We start from the raw sequence: 19,541 nt of genomic DNA, 5'->3' as shown, positions 1-19,541 counted from the left end.
AACGTTAAACCTTGGTGCGATCCGGCGCGGTGCCGGTGCGTTCAGCCAAATAACGTCAGGTCGGCGGATTCGTTCCGACGCCGGGATCACGCGGGCGAGATCACCTCGGTCTCGGTCACGATCAGGTCGAGCGGCTGGTCGTTCGGATCATGCGGCAGCGCCTCGGCCTCCTGCGCGGCGTAGGCGAAGCCGATGGCCAACACCGCCCCTTCCCCGCGCAGTTTCGCAAGCGTGCGGTCGTAGAACCCGCCACCGTAGCCCAGCCGGGCGCCGGCGCGGGTGAAGGCCACGAGCGGCACGATCAGGATCTCGGGCGTCACGTATTGCGGCTCGGCGGGGATGCAGGCGCCGAACGGCCCCTCGACCAAGGGCATCTCGGGCTCCCAGAGCGCGAAGTGCAGCGGCAGGCCCGGCCCCTCGATCACCGGGATCGCGACGGGACCATAGGCACTGGCCTCGGCCATCGCCGGGCGCGGGTCGATCTCGGAGCGGATCGGCATGTAGCCCGAGAGCGGCACGCCCCTGTGGCCCGCCAGAAGCTCCGACAGGCGCCCTGCCCCGGCGCCCCTGTCGGTGCTGTGCGCTGCCTTGCGCCGGGCCAGCGCCTCCCGCCGCGCAACCTGCTTCGCGTCCGCGAGCGCGTCGACGTTCACAGCAGCACCAGACTGGCGAGGCCGAGGAAGGCGAAGAAGCCCACCACGTCGGTCACGGTCGTCACGAAGGTGCCCGAGGCGAGCGCCGGGTCGACCTTGAGCCGCTCGAGAATGACCGGGATCGCGATGCCCGCGAGCCCCGCCACCAGCAGGTTGATGATCATGGCCGCCGCGATCACCACGCCCAGCATAACCGAGCCGAACCAGACGAATTCGAGCGCGCCCATGACCACCGCGAAGGTGGCGCCGTTCACCAGCCCCACCGCCGCCTCACGGCGGATGATGCGCCAGACGTTCGAGCCGGTGAGGTCCTTGGTGGCCAGCGCGCGCACCGCCACCGTCAGCGACTGCGTGCCCGCGTTGCCGCCCATCGAGGCCACGATGGGCATCAGCACCGCCAGCGCCACGACCTGCGCGATGACGCCCTCGAACTGCGCGATGACCAGCGACGCCAGCACCGCCGTCAGCAGGTTCACCGCGAGCCACGGCAGACGCTGCCGGACGGTCTCGAGCACGCTGTCCGACAGCCGGCTTTCCTCGCCGACGCCGGCGAGGCGCAGGATGTCTTCCTCGTGCTCCTCGTCGAGCACGGCCATCGCGTCGTCGATGGTGATGACGCCGACCAGCCGCTCGTTCTCGTCCACCACCGGCGCCGAGATCAGGTGATACTGGTTGAACGCATAGGCGACCTCGCCCTCGTCGCGGGTCACCGGGATGACGTGGAAGGTGTCCGAGATCAGCGAGCGCAGCAGGATCTCGCGGCGCGAGGCCATGAGCCGCCCCAGCGCCACGTTGCCGATCGGGCGCAGCTTCGGATCGACCAGCACGATGTGGTAGAACTGCTCTGGCAGGCCCTCGGTCGAACGCAGGTAGTCGATCGCCTCGCCGACGTTCCAGTGCTCGGGCGCCATCACGACCTCGCGCTGCATCAGGCGGCCGGCGGAATACTCCGGATAGGTCAGCGACTTCTCGACGGCCACCCGGTCCTGGTTGTCGAGAACCTCGAGAATCGCTTCCTGCTGCGCCTGGTCGAGATCCTCGAGCAGGTCGACCACGTCGTCCGATTCCAGCTCGCGCACGGCGTCGGCCAGCACCGCGGGGTGCAGCGCGTGAATCACCTCTTCCCGGATCGATTCGTCGAGTTCCGACAGGATGTCGCCGTCGAACTCCTTGTCGTAGAGCTTGATCAGCCGCATCCGGTCGAAGGCGTTGATCTGCTCCAGAAGGTCGGCGATGTCGGCCGGGTGCAACGGCTCCATCAGCTCGACGAGCCGTTCCCGGTCGCCGATGTCCACCGCGTAGAGGATCGCGGCGACGTTCTTGGGTTGCAGGGAATAGGCGTCGTCGCCGTCCTTGTGCTCTTCGTCGAGGACGACCTGGTCGTTTTCTTCTGTCATCGCTGCCCCGCTGCCTGTCTTTGCCTAAAAGAGTAGGATATCGCCGCGGGTTTCAACAGGGCGCATTGCGATTGCCGCGCCCGGGCGTCATTGTGGCGCGCGCTCAACATGGGGGACGCATGACCACTCTGCATCTTGGACAGATCCTGAGCTTCGACGGCTCGCCTTTCGACGAGGGGCCGACGGCGGCCTGGCACGAGCGGCAGGGCGGCCTCGTCGTCGGAGACGGCCGGATTCTCGCCGTCGGGCCGGCGGACGCGATGCGGATGTCACACCCCGAGGCCGAGGTGATCGACCACGGCGAGGGGCTGATCGTTCCGGGGTTCGTCGATGCCCACGCCCACTACCCCCAGACCGGGATGATCGCGAGCTGGGGCAAGCGGCTGATCGACTGGCTGAACCACTACACCTTCCCCGAAGAGATGCGCTTTGCCGATCCCGCCTATGCGCGCGACGTGGCCGGGCGCTACCTCGACCTGCTGCTGGCGAATGGCACGACCTCGGTCTGCTCGTTCTGCACCATCCACCCGCATTCCGTCGACGCGCTCTTCGAGGCCGCCGAGTCGCGGAGGATGCGCGTCTTCGCCGGCAAGACCTGCATGGACCGCGACACCGCCCCCGAGGGGCTACGCGACACCGCGCAGGGGGCCTATGACGACAGCAAGGCGCTGCTCGAGCGCTGGCACGGTCGCGGGCGGGCGTCCTATGTCATCACGCCGCGCTTCTCGCCGACCTCCACGCCCGACCAGTTGCGCGCGCTCGGCGCGCTCTGGGCCGAGCACCCGGGCTGCCCGATGCAGACGCACCTGTCGGAACAGACCGACGAGATCGCCTGGGTCAAGTCGCTCTATCCAGATGCCCGCGACTACCTCGACACCTACGAGGCCTACGGGCTGCTCGGTCCCGGCGGCCTCTACGGCCACGCCATCCACCTCGAGCCGCGCGAGCGCGAGCGGCTGCGCGAGATCGGCGCGTCGCTGGTGCACTGCCCGACCTCGAACACCTTCATCGGCTCGGGGCTGTTCGACATGGACGGGCTCGCGCGCGAGGGGCAGATCATCGGGCTTGCCACCGACACCGGCGGCGGCTCGTCGTTCTCGATGCTGCGCACCATGGCCGCCGCCTACGAGATCGGCCAGCTGCGCGGCCGCCCGCTGCATGCCTCCGAGCTGCTGTGGCTCGCGACGCAGGGCTCGGCCCGCGCGCTTCGGGCCGACGACCGTATCGGCAACCTCGCGGCGGGGATGGAGGCGGATTTCATCGTGCTCGACCTTGCCTCGACCCCGGCCATCGCGCAGCGCAGCGCCAGCGCCGAAGACATCTGGGAGGCGCTTTTCCCGACCATCATGATGGGGGACGACCGCGCCGTCACGGGCACCTGGGTCGCCGGGGAAAGAACGCGCGTGGGTTGAGCCGCGCTTTTACCGGGCAACCACGTGACGAAGCGCTGCGCGGCGCTACCTTGCGAGTGGCAAGACCAGATCGAGGAGCCCCCCACATGTCCAGAATACTGCTGATCGGCGCCACCGGCGGCGTCGGACACCGTCTGCTGCCGATGCTCATCGAGGCCGGTCACAGCGTCACCGCCCTGCACCGGAAACCCGAGCAGGCCGAAGCATTGCGCGCGGCCGGGGCAACGCCGCTGCAGGCCGACCTCATGGAGATTTCCGCCGGCGAAATGGCCCAGGCCGCCCGCGGGCACGATGTGATCGTCTTCTCGGCCGGCGCGGCGGGCAGCGGCTCGCACCGCACCGCCGAGATCGACGGCAAGGGCCCGGTCAAGATGATCGAGGCGGCCCGTGCCAACGACATCTCGCGAGTCTACCTCGTCTCCGCCTTCCCCGATGCGGGCCGCGACAGCGAACCGAAAGAGGGCTTCGAATTCTACATGAAGACCAAGAAGGAGGCCGACGCCGCGGTCGCCGCCTCGGGGCTGGATTTCGTCATCCTGCGGCCCGGCACGCTGCTGGACGAACCGGCAGACGAGCGGATTTCGCTATCGGTCGCCCTGACCTACGGGACGGTGAAGCGCGGCAACGTGGCCGCCGTGCTCGCGGCGCTGATCGACCGCCCGGAGATCCGCCGCGAGGTGGTCGAACTGACCGACGGGAGCACGCCGGTGGTGGAAGCGGTGGACGCGCTGCGCCGCTGACCGGCCCCGTCGCGCGCGGCTGGCCTCACTTCGGCCGCGCCACCAACAGCACCCAGTAGTCACCGGACCGCGCGAGCCCGAATTCGGTCACATCGCGCAGGCGCAGGTTGGCGCGGTGTCCCGGCGAGTCGTTCCAGACCTTCATCACGGTCGGAAACCCTCGGGCCGTCCAGGCGACGTTCTCGGCGACGCGGCCGTAGTCGTAGCCCTGCGCGCGCACCCGCTGACCGATGGTGCTGCCGTTCGAGCCGGCGTGGGTGACCTCGCCCATCCGCGCCACGTCGCGGGCATGGGCGGCCGCAGCGGCATCCAGCCGACCGGACCGCGACAGACGCGGCAGCCCGAGCCGCGCGCGGTAGTCGTTGAACGCGCGGCCCGGATTCACCTGCGCGTCCGGCGCGTCATCGCTCCGCCCATACATGTAATAGTTGTGCGAGCTGTCCTGCCCCCCGCCCGAGGGCGCCGCTGCGCCCGCGCCTGCGCTGCCGGGCTCGGCCTGGGCGCGCACGTCGACCTCCATGCAGGCGGCGAGCGGGAGCATGAGGAGAACGGCAAGCGTGGCGGGTTTCATGGAGCCTCCGGGCAAGTTGAGCGTCGTGAAAGATGCAACTGTCCGAAGACATCTAGCATCCTCCGCGCCGACCGCCAGAGACGGCCCCGGCGATCAGCGGGGACGTGCCACCACCATCGCCCAGTAGTCGCCGGACTGCGCCAGCCCGTATTGCGTCGCGTCCCGCATAAGCATGTTGCTCCGGTGCGGCGGAGAGTCGATCCAGATCTGCATCGCCCGCGCCTGCCCCCGGCCGGTCTTCGCGATGTTCTCGGCCACTTTCCCGAAGCGGTAACCCTGCCGCTTGACCCGGTCCGAGATCGCGCTGCCGTCCGAGCCGCGATGGATCATTCGGTCCATCTGCGCCATGTCGCGGGCATGGGCCTCGGCGGCACGCTGCAACTTCGCGGAGCGCGCGAGCGGGGCCCGCCCGTTGGCCTCGCGGAAGGCGTTGAGCGAGGCCGCGCTTGCGGTCGAAACCTGCACCGTGCGCGAGCCGGTGGCCTCGGACGCCGTCGTTGCGCAGCCCGCCGCCAGCAGGGCCAGCCCGAGGGCGGCTCCCCTGAAGATCCTCATTGCATCGTCTCCCCGCGTGTCAGCTTCGTTCGGCAAGAGCCTGCGCAAGTTCGGTCTGTCGCGCAATGGTTGCGCCAAGATCAATCGTCGCGAGCAGGCCGTCGCGCACCACCTGACGCCCCTCGACGAACAGGTGCCGCACCCGCGAAGGACCGGCCAGCAGCAGCGCGGCCTTTTCCCAGCTCCCGGCACTCTCGATGCCGCTCACATCCCAGAGCGCCAGGTCGGCGCGCTTGCCGACGGCGACCTGTCCGCAGTCAAGCCGCCCCAGCACCTCGGCCCCGCCCCGCGTGGCAAGCCGCAGCGCCTCGCGCGCGCTCATCGCGTCGGCCCCGCTCGAAACCCGTTGCAGCAGCATCGCCTGCCGCGCCTCGGCCATCAGGTTCGAGCCGTCGTTGCTTGCCGAGCCGTCGACCCCCAGCCCCACGGGCACGCCAGCGTCGACCATCGCGCGGACCGGCGCGATGCCCGACCCCAGCCGGCAGTTCGAACAGGGGCAATGCGCCACCCCGGTGCGGGACTGCGCGAACAGGTCGATCTCCTGCCCGTCGAGCTTCACACAGTGGGCGTGCCAGACGTCGGGCCCCGTCCAACCGAGCTCTTCCGCATACTGCCCTGGGCGGCAGCCGAACTGCGCCTCGGAATAGGCGATGTCCTCGTCGTTCTCCGCGAGGTGGGTGTGCAGCATCACGCCCTTGTCGCGCGCCAGCAGCGCCGCGTCGCGCATCAGCTCGCGACTGACCGAGAACGGCGAACAGGGCGCCACGCCCACCCGCACCATCGTGCCCTCGCGCGGGTCGTGGAAGGCGTCGATCACCCGAATGCAATCCTCGAGGATCGTCTCTTCGAGTTCCACGAGGCTGTCGGGCGGCAGGCCGCCGTCGCTCTCACCGATGGACATCGCCCCGCGCGTGGCGTGGAAGCGCAGGCCGATCTCCTGCGCGGCGTCGATGGTGTCATCAAGCCGCGATCCGTTGGGATAGAGATACAGGTGATCCGAAGTCAGCGTGCAGCCGGAGAGCGCCAGCTCGGCAAGCCCGGTCAGCGCCGAGACCCGCATTTCCTCGGGGCCGAAGCGCGCCCAGATCGGGTAGAGCGTCTTGAGCCAGCCGAAGAGCAGCGCATCCTGCGCCCCCGGCACCGCGCGCGTCAGCGTCTGGTAGAGATGGTGATGGGTGTTCACCAGCCCCGGCGTCACGACACAGCGCCCGGCCTCGACGATCTCACCCGAGGTCTGCAGGCCGCTTCCGATCGCGGCGATGACCCCGTCGCGCAGCAGGATGTCGGCGCCGGCAAGTTCGCGCCCGTCGTCGTCCATCGTCAGGACGCTCTGCGCATTGCGGATCAGGATTTCGGGCATCGGGGCCTCCTTCGCCGTGATGGTAAGGCGCCCCTCGAGACCGGACAAGGCGCGCCGGGGTCAGCCGTTCAGCAGCGCGAGCGCCTCGGCATGGATCGCGCTGTTGGCGGCGGCGACGATGCGCCCGCCCTCATGCGCGGGGCGCCCTTCCCAATTGGTGACGACACCGCCCGCAGCCTCGATCACCGCGATGGGCGCGCCCACGTCGTAAGGATAGAGCCCGGCCTCGACCACGAGGTCGATCTGGCCGGCAGCGACGAGCGCGTAGGCATAGCAGTCCATCCCGTAGCGGGTCAGCCGGGCGGTGTCGCGCACGCGGGCAAAGGCGGTGCGGTCGGCCTCGGTGCCGATCTCGGGGAAGGTGGTGAAGAGGATCGCCTCGTCCAGGCCGCGCGGCGCGCGGGTGCCGAGCGGGCGCTCGCCCAGCGGACCGGTCATGGTCGCGCGGCCGAGGCCGCCGCAGAACCGCTCGCCGGTGTAGGGCTGGTCGATCACGCCGAGCCGCGGGCCGCTCTCGTCCGAAAGCGCGATCAGCACGCCCCAGGTCGGTGTCCCGCTGAGAAAGCCACGCGTGCCGTCGATCGGGTCGAGAACCCAGGTCAGCCCCGAGGTGCCCTCGACGATGCCCTGCTCCTCGCCGAGGATTCCATCCTGCGGGCGGCGCTGTGCCAGAACCTCGCGCATGGCGGTCTCGGCGGCATGGTCGGCGACGGTGACGGGATCGAAGCCCCCGGCTTCCTTGTTCTCGGCATCGAGACCGGTCGCGCGGAAATGCGGCAGGATGGCGCCGCGTGCGGCATCTGCCAGCGCATGCGCCGTGAGCCAGAGCTCTTCGGCCAGATTGTCTGAGATATCGGCCATTGCGCCCACTCCGCTGTTCGATCCGCAGATCGCCTAGCGCAGCGGGCGCGAAGGCTCAAGCCACGTCGGACAGAACCCGGGCGAGTTCGAACAGGCGACGGCGCTGGTTTTCGGGGATCGCATAGTAGGAGCGCACGAGGTCGAGCGCTTCCTTGTCGCCGAGGATGTCGGCCGGCATGGCTGCTGCGACCGCGGAAGCCTGGGCGGCCTCCTGCTCGGCTTCGCTTTCGATCCCTTCGAAGAAGAAGCTCACCGGCACCTCGAGCGCGTCGGCGATATCCCAGAGCCGGGAGGCGCTGACGCGGTTGGCGCCGGTTTCATATTTCTGAATCTGCTGGAACTTGATACCCACCCGCTCGGCAAGCTGCTGCTGGGTCATGCCCACCAGCCATCGACGATGGCGGATGCGCTTGCCCACGTGGACATCGACGGGATGCGTCATAGGATATTCCTTCTATCTTCCCCATGACGGGGCATTTGTTACCGTATCGCTCACGTTCGTACGCTCGCTATGACCGCGAAACACGTGCGGCCTTTACCCTTTTCCCGGACGTTGAGACGCTACATCGGACACATTCAACGATCAAGCTTTTTGCGCCCGCGGCGGGACTGCCCCACGAAAATGTGCATCTCATAGTTGATAAATCTTCTCGATCAAGACGAGCTTCCACGCGCAAGCATATTTGACAAAATGGAAATTTTGCGGGCAGATCTGGGGCAACACGGAGGATCACATGCGCGCGCTGCATCTCACGTCACATGAAATACCGCCCGTTCTGAGCGATCTGTCCGAACCGAATCCCGGCCCCGGACAGATCGGCGTCCGCATCGCCGCCTGCGGCCTGAACTTCGCCGACCTGCTGATGATGCAGGGCCGCTACCAGGACACGCCGCCCCTGCCCTTCACGCTCGGGCTCGAGGTCTCGGGCACGGTGGAGCGCGTCGGAGACGGGGTGACGGGTTTCGCGCCCGGCGACCGGGTGGCGGTCTTCGGTGGCCGCGACGGGCTGGCCGAATACGGCGTGTTCGATGCCAGCCGTGCGGTCCTCATGCCCGACAGCATGAGCTTCGAGGACGCCGCCGCCTTCCAGATCGCCTATGGCACCAGCCACCTTGCGCTGGGGCACCGCGCGCAGCTGCAACCCGGAGAGACGCTGCTGGTGCTCGGTGCCGCCGGCGGCGTGGGGCTGACGGCAGTCGAGATCGGCAAGCTGATGGGCGCGACGGTCATCGCCTGCGCCCGCGGCCCCGAGAAGCTCGAGATCGCGCGCAAGGCCGGGGCCGACCACCTGATCGACGCGCGCAGCGAAGACATCCGCGAGGCGGTGCGCGCCCTCGGCGGCTCCGACGTGGTCTACGACGCGGTGGGCGGCGACCAGTTCACCGCCGCCTTCCGCTCGGCCAAGCCCGAGGCCCGGATCCTGACCATCGGCTTTGCCAGCGGGGACGTCCCGCAGATCAAGGCGAACCACCTGCTGGTGAAGAACCTGACCGTCATGGGCCTTTACTGGGGTGGCTACCTGACCTTCCGGCCCGAGGTGCTCACCGGCTCGCTGGCCGAACTCTTCGCCTGGTATGACGCCGACCGCATCCAGCCGCACATCAGCCACGTCCTGCCGCTCGACCGGGCAATGGAGGGGCTGGAGCTGCTGCGCGAGCGCAAGTCCACCGGCAAGGTGGTCATCCGCATCCCCGGCTAGGCCACCACTGCCCTGCTGCGCGGCCCCTACTGCGCGGCGATGTCCGTGCGCGGCCGCAGCGTCTGGAATTCGCAGCGCAGCATCTCGAGCAGGGGCTCGAGGATGCGCGGACGTGCGCCCGACGCGTAGAGGCAGACCTTCTGCATGCCGAGCTCCGGCAGCACGCCCGGCGGCACCATCTCGAAATGCGCCGGGGCGTGCCCCTCGAGCACCGGCGTGACCGCAAGGTCGGCCGAGACCGAGACCTCGATGGTGCGGTCGCTCTCGGAATCCACCGCAAGTTCCCACTCGAAGCCTTCCCGCTCCATGAGGGAGACCGCCACGGGACGGAACCCGCACCGCCGCGAAAACGCGATCCGCAGGGGCCGCGACTTCCACGCGGTGCCGCCGGGCGCGCCATACCAGCGCAACGGCACGTCGAGCAGCGACTCTCCGCCCTCGGCCGGCTCGGCCTCGGTGGTCAGGATGACGTCGACCGCACCACGCGCGAAAAGAGACTTCAACTCGGCGGTGTAGGAGCTCAACAGCTGCAGCCGCACGCGGGGAAAGTCGCGCTGCATCTTCTTCATCACGCGCGGAATGACCGGGTAGACCACGTCGTGCGGCACGCCGAGCACGATCTCGCCCTCCCAGTCCTGCATGGTGAGACGGGCGTAGATCTCGTCGTTCAGCTCGACCATCCGCCGCGCGTAGGCCAGCAACTGCTCGCCCGCCGGGGTGAGGCTGACGCCGCGCCCGGAGCGGTCGAGCAGCGCGAGGTCGAGCATCTCTTCCAGCCGCTTGAGCTGCATCGAGACGGCCGATTGCGTGAGGTTCAGGAAGCCGGCGGCACGGGTGACGCCTCCGGCATCGGCGACGGCCACGAAGGACCGCAGGGTGGTGATGTCGAGATTGCGCATGGATCGGATTTCGTGATGGATGGCTTCAGGGATATTCGTTTTACAGATGGGTCGCTGGCCAGCATACCGATCACACACAAAGATTGAAACGACAACTTTCATCACCAAATGTGAAGGATGCGATCATGTCCCGTGACTTTTCCCTGCCCCGCGCTGCCGCCCGTTCCTGCCGGCCCGCGCGCCGCCGGTCGCTGCTGGCCCGGCTGCTCGACCTTCAGGCACTGATGCGCCAGCGCCGCCGCCTCGCCGAGCTCGACGACGCAGCCCTGCGCGACATCGGCATCAGCCGCGCCGATGCCCTGCGCGAGGCGGCACGCAAGCCTTGGGATGCGCCCTCGCACTGGCGTGATTGAAACGACCGGCAAAAGCGGTCGGAAACAGCGCGTTTCGCGGTGCTGGCATCTTGAAATACCCCCCGGCTCTGCCAATATCGAGAAGGAAAATATATCCGAACCAGCCTGGAGGAATAGATGGCAGAATACAGAACAATCCGGACCGCCACCGGAGCGCGCGCGGCCCAGATTGACGAGGGTCTTCGCGCCCACATGAACAAGGTCTACGGGACCATGTCCATCGGGATGCTGATCACCTTCGCAGTGGCATGGGCCGTAGGTACGTCCCCCCAGCTGCTGAGCGTGTTCCGCGATCCCGCAACGCTTCAGCCCAACATCCTGGGCTGGATCGTCATGTTCGCTCCGCTGATCATGGTGTTCGCGTTCAGCGCGGCGCTGAACAAGATCTCGGCCGCCACCGCACAGGTGTTCTTCTGGGCCTTCTCGGCCGTGATGGGCCTGTCGCTCAGCTGGATCTTCGTGGCCTTCACCGGCTTCTCGATCGCGCAGGTGTTCCTCGTGACCTCGATCGCCTTCGCGGGCCTGTCGCTGTGGGGCTACACCACGAAAAAGGACATCTCGGGTTGGGGCGCGTTCCTGATCATGGGTGTCATCGGCATTCTCGTGGCGTCGATCGTCAACATCTTCCTCGGGTCGCCCGCGATTGCCTTCGCGATCTCGATCCTCGGTGTGCTGATCTTCGCGGGCCTCACCGCCTACGACACGCAGAACATCAAGAACACCTACCTCCAGCACGCGGCGCATGGCGACAGCGAGTGGCTGGGCAAGGCCGCCATCATGGGCGCGCTGCAGCTCTACCTCGACTTCATCAACATGTTCATGTTCCTGCTGCAGCTCTTCGGAAACCGCGAGTAACACTCGCCTCTCCGGCAGGTAGACAACAGAAGGCCCCGTGCATCGCGCGGGGCCTTTTTTCATACGGGCCACGCCCCGCGTGCAGCGCGGCTCAGGCCAGCGCCGCCGGGATCAGCCCGCGCAGCGAATTGCCCACCCAGAGCGCCTCGGCCTGCTCGAGATCATCCTGAGTAAGCACCGCCTCCTCGGCCTCGCCGGTCAGCAGCAGCGCCTCGCGCAGCACCCCCGGCAGCAGACCCGAGGACACGGGCGGCGTGAGCATCCGCCCCTCACGGCGCAGGAAGACGTTGGTAAAGGCGCCCTCGCAGAGCTCGCCCCGCGTGTTGAAGAACAGCACCTCGAACAGGCCCGCCGGCTTCTCGCGCAGCGCCGCGTCGTAGAGCGGTCGGTGGGTCGTCTTGTGACGCAGGAAGGGGTCGGCGGGATCGAGCCGCGCCGCGGCCACTGCCACCCGCGCGAGCTCGGGCGCCGAGCCGAGATCGAACGGCTGCTGTTCGAGCGCCACGTCGCCCTCGCGGCCGACGGTCATGCGCAGACGCAGCGGCGTGTCGGACTGGACCGCCCAGAGCCGCAAACCGATGGCCTGCGGATCGTGCCGGAACCCGAGCGCCGCACAGGTCCGGGCGCAGCGCGCAAGATGCATCCGCTCGCGGACGATGCCCGTCCCCGGCAGCCAGAGCATGGTTTCGATCACGCGGAGCGCGGGATCAGTCCTGTCACGAAGCGCGCTTTCCATAGGGCCTCTTCGTACTCCGACTCGCAGGCGCTGTCATGCACGATCCCGCCGCCGACCCCCATCCGGGCCCGTCCGTGCCCCGAAATCGTCAAGGTGCGGATGGCGACGTTGAAATCTGCCCGCCCGTCGGGCGCTGCCCAGCCGATGGCGCCACAGTAGGCGCCGCGCTCCCAGCCTTCGAGCCGGTGGATCGCCTGCATCGCGGCGATCTTCGGGGCGCCGGTGATCGAGCCGCAGGGAAACAGCGCCTCCATCAACGCCGGCAGCGCCGCCGGTGCCTCGAGCTGCGCTTCTACCCGTGACACCATCTGGTGCACGGTCTCGTAGGTCTCGACCTCGAGCAGGCGCGGCACCCTGACCGAGCCCACCCGTGCGATGCGCGACAGGTCGTTGCGCATCAGGTCGACGATCATGATGTTCTCGGCACGGTTCTTCACGTCGCCCGCCAGCGCCTCGCGCAACTCGGTATCGGCGCGCGTGGTGGCGCCGCGTGGCGCGGTGCCCTTCATCGGCGCGACCTCGATGCGGCCGTCGGCGGCGAGCCGGCAGAACAGTTCGGGCGAGCGCGACAGCAACTGCACGCCGCCCATCTCGAGATAGGCGCCGTGGCGCACCGGCTGGAAGCCCCGCATCGCGCCCCAGAGGCCGAGCGGGCTGCCGTCGAAGCCGACCTCGACCGGCATCGTCAGGTTCACCTGGTAGAGATCCCCCCGCGCGATCATGCGCTTGATCTCGTCGAAACGCCGGGCATAGGCGGCGCGGTCCCAGAGCGGGCGGGCCTCGGTCACCCGCACCTCGGCCGAGGCGACCTCTGCCGCCTCGAGCAGCGGCGCGGGATCGGCGGGGGCGTCGAAGATGCCGAACGTCAGCAGCGGGCCGGTGACGCCCTCGAGCAGCGGCGCGAGCCGTGGCTCCAGCGCATATCCCAGCTCGTAGGCGGCGAAACCTGCGATCCAGCACCCCTGCCGCCGGGCCACCTCGAGCCGGTCGAGCGCCGCGCGGGCCGAGGCCGCGTCATGCGCCGTGACAACCTCGACGGGCTCGCGGAACAGCGCCGGTTGCCCGTCGGGCCCCGCTTCGACCAGCACGCCGTTCAGCTCTGCCGCCATGTCCCCTGCCCTCGCCGTCGCGCTGCGACGCCACGCGCCGCGTTTCTCCTGCCCTCTCAAGCGAAAGACCGCACAGGTCGCCCTGCGCGGTCTTTCTCACTGTCCCTCACGAGGTAAGGCTTACTTGATCTTGCCTTCCTTGTATTCGACGTGCTTCCGAGCGACCGGGTCGAACTTGCGAACGGTCATCTTCTCGGTCATCGTGCGGGCGTTCTTCTTGGTGACATAGAAGTGGCCCGTGCCTGCGGTCGAGTTCAGGCGGATCTTGATCGTGGTCGGCTTCGCCATGTGTCTTCTCCTGCAACGGGCCGGCGCAAGCGCCCCCGCGAAATCCTTGAAGCCTGCCTTTTACTCAAGCGCGGCCCCGAGTCAACCGGGCATCGCCCGGAAAATTCACGCGTGGAGGGCCTGTAAGCCGGATTCTGTCCACGGCGGGTTTCCCCGCCGATGGGCGACCATTCATCTTGGCGCGCGGTCGCCCGCGCGCTCATGCTGCCAACCCGGACCTCTCGGGCCGAAGCAGCCCTGCGGTGATATCCCCGAAAGGATCAGTCCCGCGCGAGGTCCCTATTTGGCATTGCTCCCGGTGGGGCTTGCCATGCGGGTCCGGTTGCCCGTCCCCCGGTGGGCTCTTACCCCACCGTTTCACCCTTGCCCCGACGGATCGGGGCGGTCTGTTTTCTGTGGCGCTTTCCGTCAGGTTGCCCTGCCCGGGCGTTACCCGGCACCGGCGCTTCGGCGAGTCCGGACTTTCCTCCCCCGACGGGTCTCCCCGACGACAGCGGCCGCCCGGCCCTCCACGCGCGCCCGACATAGGGGGGCGTCACGGGGGCGTCAATACGGCCCGTGCCCCGATCGCGCGCGGCTCAGCGCAGCACCATCGGCTCGGCCATCCAGGCGCGGATCGCGTCGCTGACCGCATCGGGGGCCTCGAGCGTCGGCACGTGGCCCGCCTCGTCGATCTGCTCGAGCCGCGCGTTGGGGATGAGCTCGGCAAGGAAGGCCTGCCGCTTGAGCGGGTGCAGCGTGTCGTGCCCGCCGCAGAGCACGGTCACCGGCACGCGGATCTTGCGAAGCGAGCTCTGCTGGTCGCGGCGGCGCTGCAACAGACGGACCTGGCGGACGAAGACATCCGGCCCGAGCCCGGCGGCCATGTCGTCGAGCAGGGCCTGGATCTCGGCCCGGTAGGGTCCGGGCGCGAGGCAGTCGGGCGGGATGAGCCCCTTGAGCGCCGCGCCCATCTGGCCGGTGCGCGCCTTGATGATCAGCGGATCGAACTCGGCGGCCCGCTGCGGTGTCTCGGCGAGCGGCGAGGTGTTCATCAGCATCATCCGCGCCACCCGGTCGGGCGCGCGGCGCTGCAACTCCATCGCGACGACGCCGCCAAGTCCCAGCCCGGCAAGCGCGAAGCGGCGCGGCAGCACGTCGAGCAGCCCCGAGGCCACTTCCTCGACGCGCTCGCCACCGCCGAGCGGCGCGACCATCACCGCCATATCGCGCGAAAGATCGGCGATCTGCGGCCCGAAGAGCCGCGCGTCGCACATCAGGTCGGGCAACAGGACCAGTGGTTCAGCCATGCCGCCCCCGTTCGCGCACAGATCGTCCCTCTGCGGAGACCGACATGTCCTGCCTCGTTTGCGTGTTTCTGCCTCGGAGGCCGAGAGTAACAGAGCCCGCGGCGAGAGGAAGCAGGAAAGCGCCGACCCGGCAAGGGCTTGCCACCCGAAGCTGTCACGGCGACGTGAGCGGCTACTGCGCGGCCATGACCTCGGGCATGGGTGCCGCTGCGTCAGGCAGGGCCACACCGCCATGGATCTGCATCCAGACCGCGGCCTCGTCGTAGAGCGTCCATTCCCGGCGCAGGCCGTCGGGGCCGAACTCGGCGTGGCTGAGGCCCATGACATGCACCTCCGCCCCGGTCGGCGCCCCGAAGGCGCCCCAGCCCAGGTGCCGCCCGGTCAGCGACCAGCGCAGCGCGGCGCGCGGCGGCATCAGCCGGGTCTCGGCGCCAATGCGGTGATGGATGACGAAGCGCGCATCGGGCAGCGCCGCGCGCAGGGCGAACCAGAACCGCTCGGCGCCAGCTGGCCCCTCGGCCAGCACGCCGCCCGGATACGCCATGCGCGCGGCGGGGTCGTATTGCGCCGGGATCTCGGAGAACCCTGCCGCCATGATCCGCTCGAGCAGCGCGGCAAAGGCCATGCCCCACTGGCTGCCGTTGCCGCCGCCGGTGTAGGGGCCCGGCTGGTCGAGCGCCGGGCGGAACGGCCCGTCCCCGCCCACCGGCAGTCGTGCCCGCTGCCGCGCCCAGTCAGGCCCATCGCACCCGAGCTGGCGCAGGATCGCGCCGGTGTCGCGCACCGCCCAGATCTCGCTGATGCGCCGATCCTTGGCGTAGACCTCCGACATCATCCGGAAGCGCAGCCGCTTGCCCGATGCGGCGCCGAAGACCCCGCCCCCGGCGTGGGTGCCCTGCAACAGCAGCCGCTGCGCCCCCAGCGAGCCGGTCCGGACGCCGCCGCAGTGCATGACATCCTCCGTATGCGCCGCGAGGTCCGGCAGCGTGGCAAGAAGCTCCAGTGCGTCGGCCCTGAGCGCCTCGGGCCCGTAGCCCATGGCGAGCGCCTGCCGGTGCAGAAGCTGCGGATGGCAGAGCTCGCGCAGGCCCGCATCCAGCCGCCGCCGGGTCCAGAGCGTCTCGGCCACCTCGCGCAGGAAGGCCGGGTAGCTGTCGTCTGCCGTGTCTTGCCGTCTCATGCCACTCTCCCGCCAGGCTCGCGGCGGGAGAGTGGCGCAACATGGTTAGCAAATCGTTGGGGTGCCTCAGTCCGAGCCGTAGCCCTGCCAGCGGAACGCGCCATCCGAGGCCCGCAGCGGCGAGAACGGATTGTGCGCGATCTCCCAGACATGCCCCTCCGGGTCGGCGAAATAGGCATGGTAGCCGCCCCAGAACACCTCCTGCGGGGCCTTCAGGATGCGCGCCCCGGCGGTCTCGGCCCGCGCAACCAGCGCGTCGACCGCATCGCGACTGTCGAGGTTATGCGCCAGCGTCAGTGCGCCGTGGCCCAGTTCCTCGACCGGCAGGCCGATGTCCTTCGCAAGATCGTCGAGCCCGAACAGCCCCAGCGTCTGCCCCAGCAGGTCGTAGGCGATGACCCCGTCGGGCCCCGGCGCCCGGGCCCAGCCCATCGCGTCGTAGAACGCCGTGGCGCGGTCCATGTCGCGCACCCCCAGCGTGATCAGGCTGATTCTCTGGTCCATCCGCGCTCCTCCCCCGGCTGAGCTCAGCCCCCGACTTCGACGATGGCCGTCTCGATCATGGCAAGATCCCGGGGCTCCGAGAACCGGTGATCGGTGCCCTTCACGAAGCTCAGCCGCACGTCCGGGCCGTCGATGTGATCGAAGAGCGCCAGCGCGGTCTCGCGGCGAACCGCCTCGTCCTCGGTGCCCTGCAGCAGCCGCACCGGGAACGCCATCGGCAGCGGCGTGCGCAGCACGAGGTTCTCGCGGCCGTCCTCGATCAACCGCCGCGTCACCGCGTAGGGGTCGCCGTAGGCCGAGGGCAGATAGGTCACACCCTCCTCCATCACCCGCGTGCGCTCTTCCTCGGAGAAGCCGGCCCAGAAGCCGTCCTCGGTGAAATCGGGCGCGGCGGCGATGCCGACGAAACCCGCCACCCGGGCCCCCAGCCGCTTGGTCAGCAGCGTGGCGATCCAGCCGCCCATGGACGAGCCCACGAGGATCAGCGGGCCCTCGGTCACCGCTTCGATCACCGCCTGCGCGTCCGCCGCCCAGTCGCCGATGCAGCCGGCCTCGAACAGTCCGCTCGACTGGCCGTGTCCGGAATAGTCCAGCCGCAGGAAGGCCCGGCCCCGCGCCTCGGCCCAGGCCTCGAGATGCACCGCCTTGGTGCCCTCCATGTCGGACTTGTAGCCCGAGAGGAACACCACGGTCGGCCCCTCTCCGGCGGTGTGGGCATAGGCAAGCCGGGCGTTCGGCCCGTCGATGAAGGCTGTCTCGGCCATGCGTGCTCCCTCCTTGGATGTCGCGGCGAGACTGCCCCCGCGCGCAGGCGGGATGCAACCGCTTTCCCGCGCCGCACCTCTCGTCGGGATTTCCCTTGCTGCCACAGGGGCTTGCCCCGAACGGCACGCCACGGTAGCCGATGGCATACGGTAAAGCCCTGTTTTCGCTGCATATCCGGCATTCCGAATTGACGGTAGGCAGCCCCGGCCCGGCATGAAATGCTGCACTGCAGAAACCGCGGTCGCCTTGCGCGGCCCTCCTTCTGACAGTTCAAGGATACCGATTTATGAAATCTCTTGCCCTCGCCGCCCTGCTCGCGGCCGCCCCCGTCGCCACGCTCGCCGACACGCTGACCCTCGCGCAGCCGCGCGCCGGCGGCACGCTGCACACCAACACCGTCGACATGTCGGTCTACCGCACCGACGCCGAAACCGACGGTGCCTTCGAGGTCGTCGCCCGCTACATCGACGCCGGCAGCGATGCCGATGCCGCGAAGACCCTGCGGATGCGCCTCGAGGACGGCGACAGCGTCGCCTTCGGCCTGCCCGGCCACAGCGGCACCAGCTGGAGCTTCACCCGCGCCGGCGACGCCCTCACCGTGACCTCGGCGCCGCTCTACAGCCAACTCGCGCTGAACTGAGCCCGCCCCGGTCCGATGGACCGGTAGACGAAAAACGGAAAAGGCCCGGCAGGAACCGCCTGCCGGGCCTTTCTCATCTGCAGGAACAGCCCGTTCAGAGCTGTGCCATGACCTCGTCGGAGGCTTCGAAGTTGGTGGTGACGCGCTGCACGTCGTCGTCATCCTCGAGCGCATCCACGAGCTTCATCAGCGACTGCATCGAGTCGAGATCAAGCTCGGTGGTGGTCGTCGGCTTCCAGATCAGCTTGGTGCTCTCGGATTCGCCAAGCTGCTCCTCGAGCGCGGTCGACACGTCGTTGAGATCGGTGTCGGCACAGTAGACCACGTGCCCCTCCTCCGAGCTCTCCACGTCCTCGGCGCCGGCCTCGATGGCGGCCATCATCACGTCGTCCGCATCGCCCGCGTCGGCCGGGTAGACGATCTCCCCCTTGCGCTCGAACATGAAGGCCACCGACCCGGTCTCGCCGAGGTTGCCGCCGTTCTTGGTGAAGGTCGAGCGCACGTTCGAGGCGGTGCGGTTGCGGTTGTCGGTCATCGCCTCGACGATCACCGCCACGCCGTTTGGGCCGTAGCCCTCGTAGCGGATTTCCTCGTAATCGTCGCCCTCGCCACCGGTCGCCTTCTTGATGGCGCGCTCGATGTTGTCCTTCGGCATGGACTGCGACTTGGCTTCCTTGATCGCCAGCCGCAGGCGCGGGTTCTTGTCGGGATCGGGGTCGCCCATCTTCGCGGCGACGGTGATCTCCTTGGAGAATTTCGAAAACAGCTTCGCGCGCACCGCGTCCTGACGGCCCTTGCGGTGCTGGATGTTTGCCCATTTGGAATGGCCGGCCATGGATGCCCCTTGCCTTGTCACGTCATGTAGGAAGTTCGCCACGCGCTATAGCCCAGAGCCCCCGCAGGCCGCAAGCCCGACGCGCGCCACGCCCCGGACACGTCGGCGCCACCGGACATCCCCCGACAACCGCGCCCGCGCGAAGAACAACACAAGCCCCCGCCAAGCAACACCACCACCCGCAGACCGGCGCCCGCCCCTTCTCCGGTTCCGAAAATACCCTCGGGGGAGTCCGCGCCGCAGGCGCGGACGGGGGCAGAGCCCCCTCACGCCCCGACCATCTCCACCGCCCGTCCGAGGTCCGCCTCGAACGCCGCCATGGCAGCAAAGCGCTCGGCCTCCGGCAGCCGCAGCAGGTAGGACGGGTGATAGGTGATCAGCACCGGCGTGCCGTCCGGCGTGGTCTCGACCCCACCCCGGCGCGCGCCGAGCCGGCGGCCGTCACCGGTGAGGCTCTCCGCCGCCGTCGCCCCCAACGCGAGGATCAGCTTCGGCTGCACGCGTTCGCGCTCGAGGTCGAGCCACCAGCGGCAATGCGCGACCTCGCCGGCGTTCGGACGCTGGTGGATGCGCCGCTTGCCGCGCGGGGTGAACTTGAAGTGCTTGACCGCATTCGTCACGTAGGCCCGCTCGCGCGCCAGCCCGACGCGGCCCGCCACCGCGTCGAAGAGCTGGCCGGCGGGCCCGACGAAGGGCCGCCCGGCAAGATCCTCGCGGTCGCCCGGCTGCTCGCCCACGATCATCAGCGCGGCATCCGGCGGCCCCTCGCCCGGCACCGCCTGCGTCGCGTCCGCCCAGAGCGGGCAGCGGCGGCACCCCGAGAGCGCCGCGGCCAGTGC

General features: G+C 69.0%; 23 protein-coding genes and 1 other RNA gene. 6 read left to right on the top strand and 18 right to left on the bottom strand.

Going from position 1 to position 19,541, the window contains the following annotated elements:
• Positions 1-86 precede the first annotated feature (86 nt).
• Positions 87-653 carry a 5-formyltetrahydrofolate cyclo-ligase gene (locus D6860_RS23890; protein WP_076622027.1) on the bottom strand — a complete coding sequence of 189 codons (567 nt, stop codon included), beginning with the start codon at positions 651-653 and terminating at the stop codon, positions 87-89.
• Positions 650-2,050 carry a magnesium transporter gene (gene mgtE, locus D6860_RS23885; RefSeq protein ID WP_017467936.1) on the bottom strand — a complete coding sequence of 467 codons (1,401 nt, stop codon included), beginning with the start codon at positions 2,048-2,050 and terminating at the stop codon, positions 650-652. The genes D6860_RS23890 and mgtE overlap by 4 nt, the downstream gene beginning before the upstream one ends.
• A gap of 119 nt (positions 2,051-2,169) precedes the next feature.
• Between mgtE and guaD the strand changes: the two genes are divergently transcribed.
• Both guaD and D6860_RS23875 read left to right on the top strand, forming a co-directional pair.
• Complete coding sequence (guaD, locus tag D6860_RS23880; protein ID WP_076622028.1) at positions 2,170-3,462, top strand: guanine deaminase; 1,293 nt, start codon at positions 2,170-2,172, stop codon at positions 3,460-3,462.
• An 86-nt stretch (positions 3,463-3,548) separates the two neighbouring features.
• The gene (locus D6860_RS23875; protein WP_076622029.1) at positions 3,549-4,202 is read left to right on the top strand and encodes an SDR family oxidoreductase; all 654 of its coding nucleotides are present in this window, start codon (positions 3,549-3,551) and stop codon (positions 4,200-4,202) included.
• A 25-nt stretch (positions 4,203-4,227) separates the two neighbouring features.
• On the opposite strand, the gene D6860_RS23870 is transcribed toward D6860_RS23875, so the two are convergent.
• The 5 genes from D6860_RS23870 to D6860_RS23850 all read right to left on the bottom strand — a co-directional run bounded on the left by D6860_RS23870 (position 4,228) and on the right by D6860_RS23850 (position 7,991).
• Positions 4,228-4,773, bottom strand: coding sequence for a CAP domain-containing protein (locus D6860_RS23870; RefSeq protein ID WP_076622030.1), 546 nt, complete (start codon positions 4,771-4,773; stop codon positions 4,228-4,230).
• Positions 4,774-4,866: 93 nt separating this feature from the next.
• Positions 4,867-5,328, bottom strand: a complete 462-nt coding sequence (locus D6860_RS23865; protein WP_076622031.1) for a CAP domain-containing protein — start codon at positions 5,326-5,328, stop codon at positions 4,867-4,869.
• Between the two features lie 19 nt (positions 5,329-5,347).
• Positions 5,348-6,688, bottom strand: coding sequence for an 8-oxoguanine deaminase (locus D6860_RS23860; protein WP_076622032.1), 1,341 nt, complete (start codon positions 6,686-6,688; stop codon positions 5,348-5,350).
• Between the two features lie 60 nt (positions 6,689-6,748).
• Positions 6,749-7,549 (bottom strand): histidinol-phosphatase, encoded by an 801-nt coding sequence (gene hisN / locus D6860_RS23855; RefSeq protein WP_017468246.1) that lies wholly within the window; start codon positions 7,547-7,549, stop codon positions 6,749-6,751.
• A gap of 55 nt (positions 7,550-7,604) precedes the next feature.
• On the bottom strand, positions 7,605-7,991 hold the full coding sequence (locus D6860_RS23850; protein ID WP_017468247.1) for a helix-turn-helix domain-containing protein: 387 nt from the start codon (positions 7,989-7,991) through the stop codon (positions 7,605-7,607).
• A 292-nt stretch (positions 7,992-8,283) separates the two neighbouring features.
• Here D6860_RS23850 and D6860_RS23845 point away from each other — a divergent pair, with 292 nt between their 5' ends.
• On the top strand, positions 8,284-9,249 hold the full coding sequence (locus D6860_RS23845) for an NADPH:quinone oxidoreductase family protein (RefSeq protein ID WP_076622033.1): 966 nt from the start codon (positions 8,284-8,286) through the stop codon (positions 9,247-9,249).
• A gap of 26 nt (positions 9,250-9,275) precedes the next feature.
• On the opposite strand, the gene D6860_RS23840 is transcribed toward D6860_RS23845, so the two are convergent.
• Complete coding sequence (locus D6860_RS23840; protein ID WP_076622034.1) at positions 9,276-10,148, bottom strand: LysR family transcriptional regulator; 873 nt, start codon at positions 10,146-10,148, stop codon at positions 9,276-9,278.
• 125 nt (positions 10,149-10,273) lie between these two features.
• Between D6860_RS23840 and D6860_RS23835 the strand changes: the two genes are divergently transcribed.
• Positions 10,274-10,501: a DUF1127 domain-containing protein gene (locus D6860_RS23835; RefSeq protein WP_076622035.1), complete on the top strand. Its 228-nt coding sequence runs from the start codon at positions 10,274-10,276 to the stop codon at positions 10,499-10,501.
• Between the two features lie 117 nt (positions 10,502-10,618).
• Positions 10,619-11,356: a Bax inhibitor-1/YccA family protein gene (locus D6860_RS23830; protein WP_076622036.1), complete on the top strand. Its 738-nt coding sequence runs from the start codon at positions 10,619-10,621 to the stop codon at positions 11,354-11,356.
• Between the two features lie 91 nt (positions 11,357-11,447).
• On the opposite strand, the gene D6860_RS23825 is transcribed toward D6860_RS23830, so the two are convergent.
• The 8 genes from D6860_RS23825 to D6860_RS23790 form a co-directional block, all read right to left on the bottom strand.
• Positions 11,448-12,038, bottom strand: coding sequence for an aminotransferase class IV (locus D6860_RS23825; RefSeq protein WP_254681428.1), 591 nt, complete (start codon positions 12,036-12,038; stop codon positions 11,448-11,450).
• An 8-nt stretch (positions 12,039-12,046) separates the two neighbouring features.
• Positions 12,047-13,201 (bottom strand): aminodeoxychorismate synthase component I, encoded by a 1,155-nt coding sequence (locus D6860_RS23820; RefSeq protein WP_076622038.1) that lies wholly within the window; start codon positions 13,199-13,201, stop codon positions 12,047-12,049.
• A gap of 120 nt (positions 13,202-13,321) precedes the next feature.
• Positions 13,322-13,489: a 50S ribosomal protein L33 gene (gene rpmG / locus D6860_RS23815; protein WP_076622039.1), complete on the bottom strand. Its 168-nt coding sequence runs from the start codon at positions 13,487-13,489 to the stop codon at positions 13,322-13,324.
• Positions 13,490-13,596: 107 nt separating this feature from the next.
• Positions 13,597-14,002: RNase P RNA component class A (rnpB, locus tag D6860_RS23810), an RNA gene on the bottom strand.
• Between the two features lie 65 nt (positions 14,003-14,067).
• The gene (locus D6860_RS23805) at positions 14,068-14,778 is read right to left on the bottom strand and encodes an alpha/beta fold hydrolase (protein WP_017468062.1); all 711 of its coding nucleotides are present in this window, start codon (positions 14,776-14,778) and stop codon (positions 14,068-14,070) included.
• Positions 14,779-14,950: 172 nt separating this feature from the next.
• On the bottom strand, positions 14,951-15,958 hold the full coding sequence (locus tag D6860_RS23800) for an ester cyclase (RefSeq protein WP_076622040.1): 1,008 nt from the start codon (positions 15,956-15,958) through the stop codon (positions 14,951-14,953).
• Positions 15,959-16,024: 66 nt separating this feature from the next.
• On the bottom strand, positions 16,025-16,462 hold the full coding sequence (locus D6860_RS23795) for a VOC family protein (RefSeq protein WP_076622041.1): 438 nt from the start codon (positions 16,460-16,462) through the stop codon (positions 16,025-16,027).
• 23 nt (positions 16,463-16,485) lie between these two features.
• Entirely contained in the window at positions 16,486-17,226 is a 741-nt protein-coding gene (locus D6860_RS23790) for an alpha/beta fold hydrolase (RefSeq protein WP_076622042.1), read from the bottom strand.
• 287 nt (positions 17,227-17,513) lie between these two features.
• Between D6860_RS23790 and D6860_RS23785 the strand changes: the two genes are divergently transcribed.
• Positions 17,514-17,867, top strand: a complete 354-nt coding sequence (locus D6860_RS23785; protein WP_076622043.1) for a hypothetical protein — start codon at positions 17,514-17,516, stop codon at positions 17,865-17,867.
• 94 nt (positions 17,868-17,961) lie between these two features.
• On the opposite strand, the gene D6860_RS23780 is transcribed toward D6860_RS23785, so the two are convergent.
• Together D6860_RS23780 and D6860_RS23775 are read right to left on the bottom strand one after the other, a co-directional pair.
• Positions 17,962-18,702, bottom strand: a complete 741-nt coding sequence (locus D6860_RS23780; protein WP_017468934.1) for a YebC/PmpR family DNA-binding transcriptional regulator — start codon at positions 18,700-18,702, stop codon at positions 17,962-17,964.
• Between the two features lie 266 nt (positions 18,703-18,968).
• Positions 18,969-19,541, bottom strand: a 573-nt coding sequence (locus D6860_RS23775) for a UdgX family uracil-DNA binding protein (RefSeq protein ID WP_164845660.1), incomplete at its 5' end; no start/stop codon positions are given.

The sequence above is a fragment of the Salipiger sp. D13 genome (genome assembly GCF_003703915.1).
Taxonomy (GTDB): Bacteria; Pseudomonadota; Alphaproteobacteria; order Rhodobacterales; family Rhodobacteraceae; genus Salipiger; species Salipiger profundus.
This window is presented reverse-complemented; position numbering and strand designations above follow the sequence as displayed.

Excerpts from the sequence above, each read along its gene's own strand:
- mgtE (WP_017467936.1), bottom strand. The coding sequence starts at position 2,050 with ATGACAGAAGAAAACGACCAGGTCGTCCTCGACGAAGAGCACAAGGAC.
- guaD (WP_076622028.1), top strand. The coding sequence starts at position 2,170 with ATGACCACTCTGCATCTTGGACAGATCCTGAGCTTCGACGGCTCGCCT.
- D6860_RS23875 (WP_076622029.1), top strand. The coding sequence starts at position 3,549 with ATGTCCAGAATACTGCTGATCGGCGCCACCGGCGGCGTCGGACACCGT.
- D6860_RS23870 (WP_076622030.1), bottom strand. The coding sequence starts at position 4,773 with ATGAAACCCGCCACGCTTGCCGTTCTCCTCATGCTCCCGCTCGCCGCC.
- D6860_RS23865 (WP_076622031.1), bottom strand. The coding sequence starts at position 5,328 with ATGAGGATCTTCAGGGGAGCCGCCCTCGGGCTGGCCCTGCTGGCGGCG.
- D6860_RS23860 (WP_076622032.1), bottom strand. The coding sequence starts at position 6,688 with ATGCCCGAAATCCTGATCCGCAATGCGCAGAGCGTCCTGACGATGGAC.
- hisN (WP_017468246.1), bottom strand. The coding sequence starts at position 7,549 with ATGGCCGATATCTCAGACAATCTGGCCGAAGAGCTCTGGCTCACGGCG.
- D6860_RS23850 (WP_017468247.1), bottom strand. The coding sequence starts at position 7,991 with ATGACGCATCCCGTCGATGTCCACGTGGGCAAGCGCATCCGCCATCGT.
- D6860_RS23845 (WP_076622033.1), top strand. The coding sequence starts at position 8,284 with ATGCGCGCGCTGCATCTCACGTCACATGAAATACCGCCCGTTCTGAGC.
- D6860_RS23840 (WP_076622034.1), bottom strand. The coding sequence starts at position 10,148 with ATGCGCAATCTCGACATCACCACCCTGCGGTCCTTCGTGGCCGTCGCC.
- D6860_RS23835 (WP_076622035.1), top strand. The coding sequence starts at position 10,274 with ATGTCCCGTGACTTTTCCCTGCCCCGCGCTGCCGCCCGTTCCTGCCGG.
- D6860_RS23830 (WP_076622036.1), top strand. The coding sequence starts at position 10,619 with ATGGCAGAATACAGAACAATCCGGACCGCCACCGGAGCGCGCGCGGCC.
- D6860_RS23825 (WP_254681428.1), bottom strand. The coding sequence starts at position 12,038 with ATGCTCTGGCTGCCGGGGACGGGCATCGTCCGCGAGCGGATGCATCTT.
- D6860_RS23820 (WP_076622038.1), bottom strand. The coding sequence starts at position 13,201 with ATGGCGGCAGAGCTGAACGGCGTGCTGGTCGAAGCGGGGCCCGACGGG.
- rpmG (WP_076622039.1), bottom strand. The coding sequence starts at position 13,489 with ATGGCGAAGCCGACCACGATCAAGATCCGCCTGAACTCGACCGCAGGC.
- D6860_RS23805 (WP_017468062.1), bottom strand. The coding sequence starts at position 14,778 with ATGGCTGAACCACTGGTCCTGTTGCCCGACCTGATGTGCGACGCGCGG.
- D6860_RS23800 (WP_076622040.1), bottom strand. The coding sequence starts at position 15,958 with ATGAGACGGCAAGACACGGCAGACGACAGCTACCCGGCCTTCCTGCGC.
- D6860_RS23795 (WP_076622041.1), bottom strand. The coding sequence starts at position 16,462 with ATGGACCAGAGAATCAGCCTGATCACGCTGGGGGTGCGCGACATGGAC.
- D6860_RS23790 (WP_076622042.1), bottom strand. The coding sequence starts at position 17,226 with ATGGCCGAGACAGCCTTCATCGACGGGCCGAACGCCCGGCTTGCCTAT.
- D6860_RS23785 (WP_076622043.1), top strand. The coding sequence starts at position 17,514 with ATGAAATCTCTTGCCCTCGCCGCCCTGCTCGCGGCCGCCCCCGTCGCC.
- D6860_RS23780 (WP_017468934.1), bottom strand. The coding sequence starts at position 18,702 with ATGGCCGGCCATTCCAAATGGGCAAACATCCAGCACCGCAAGGGCCGT.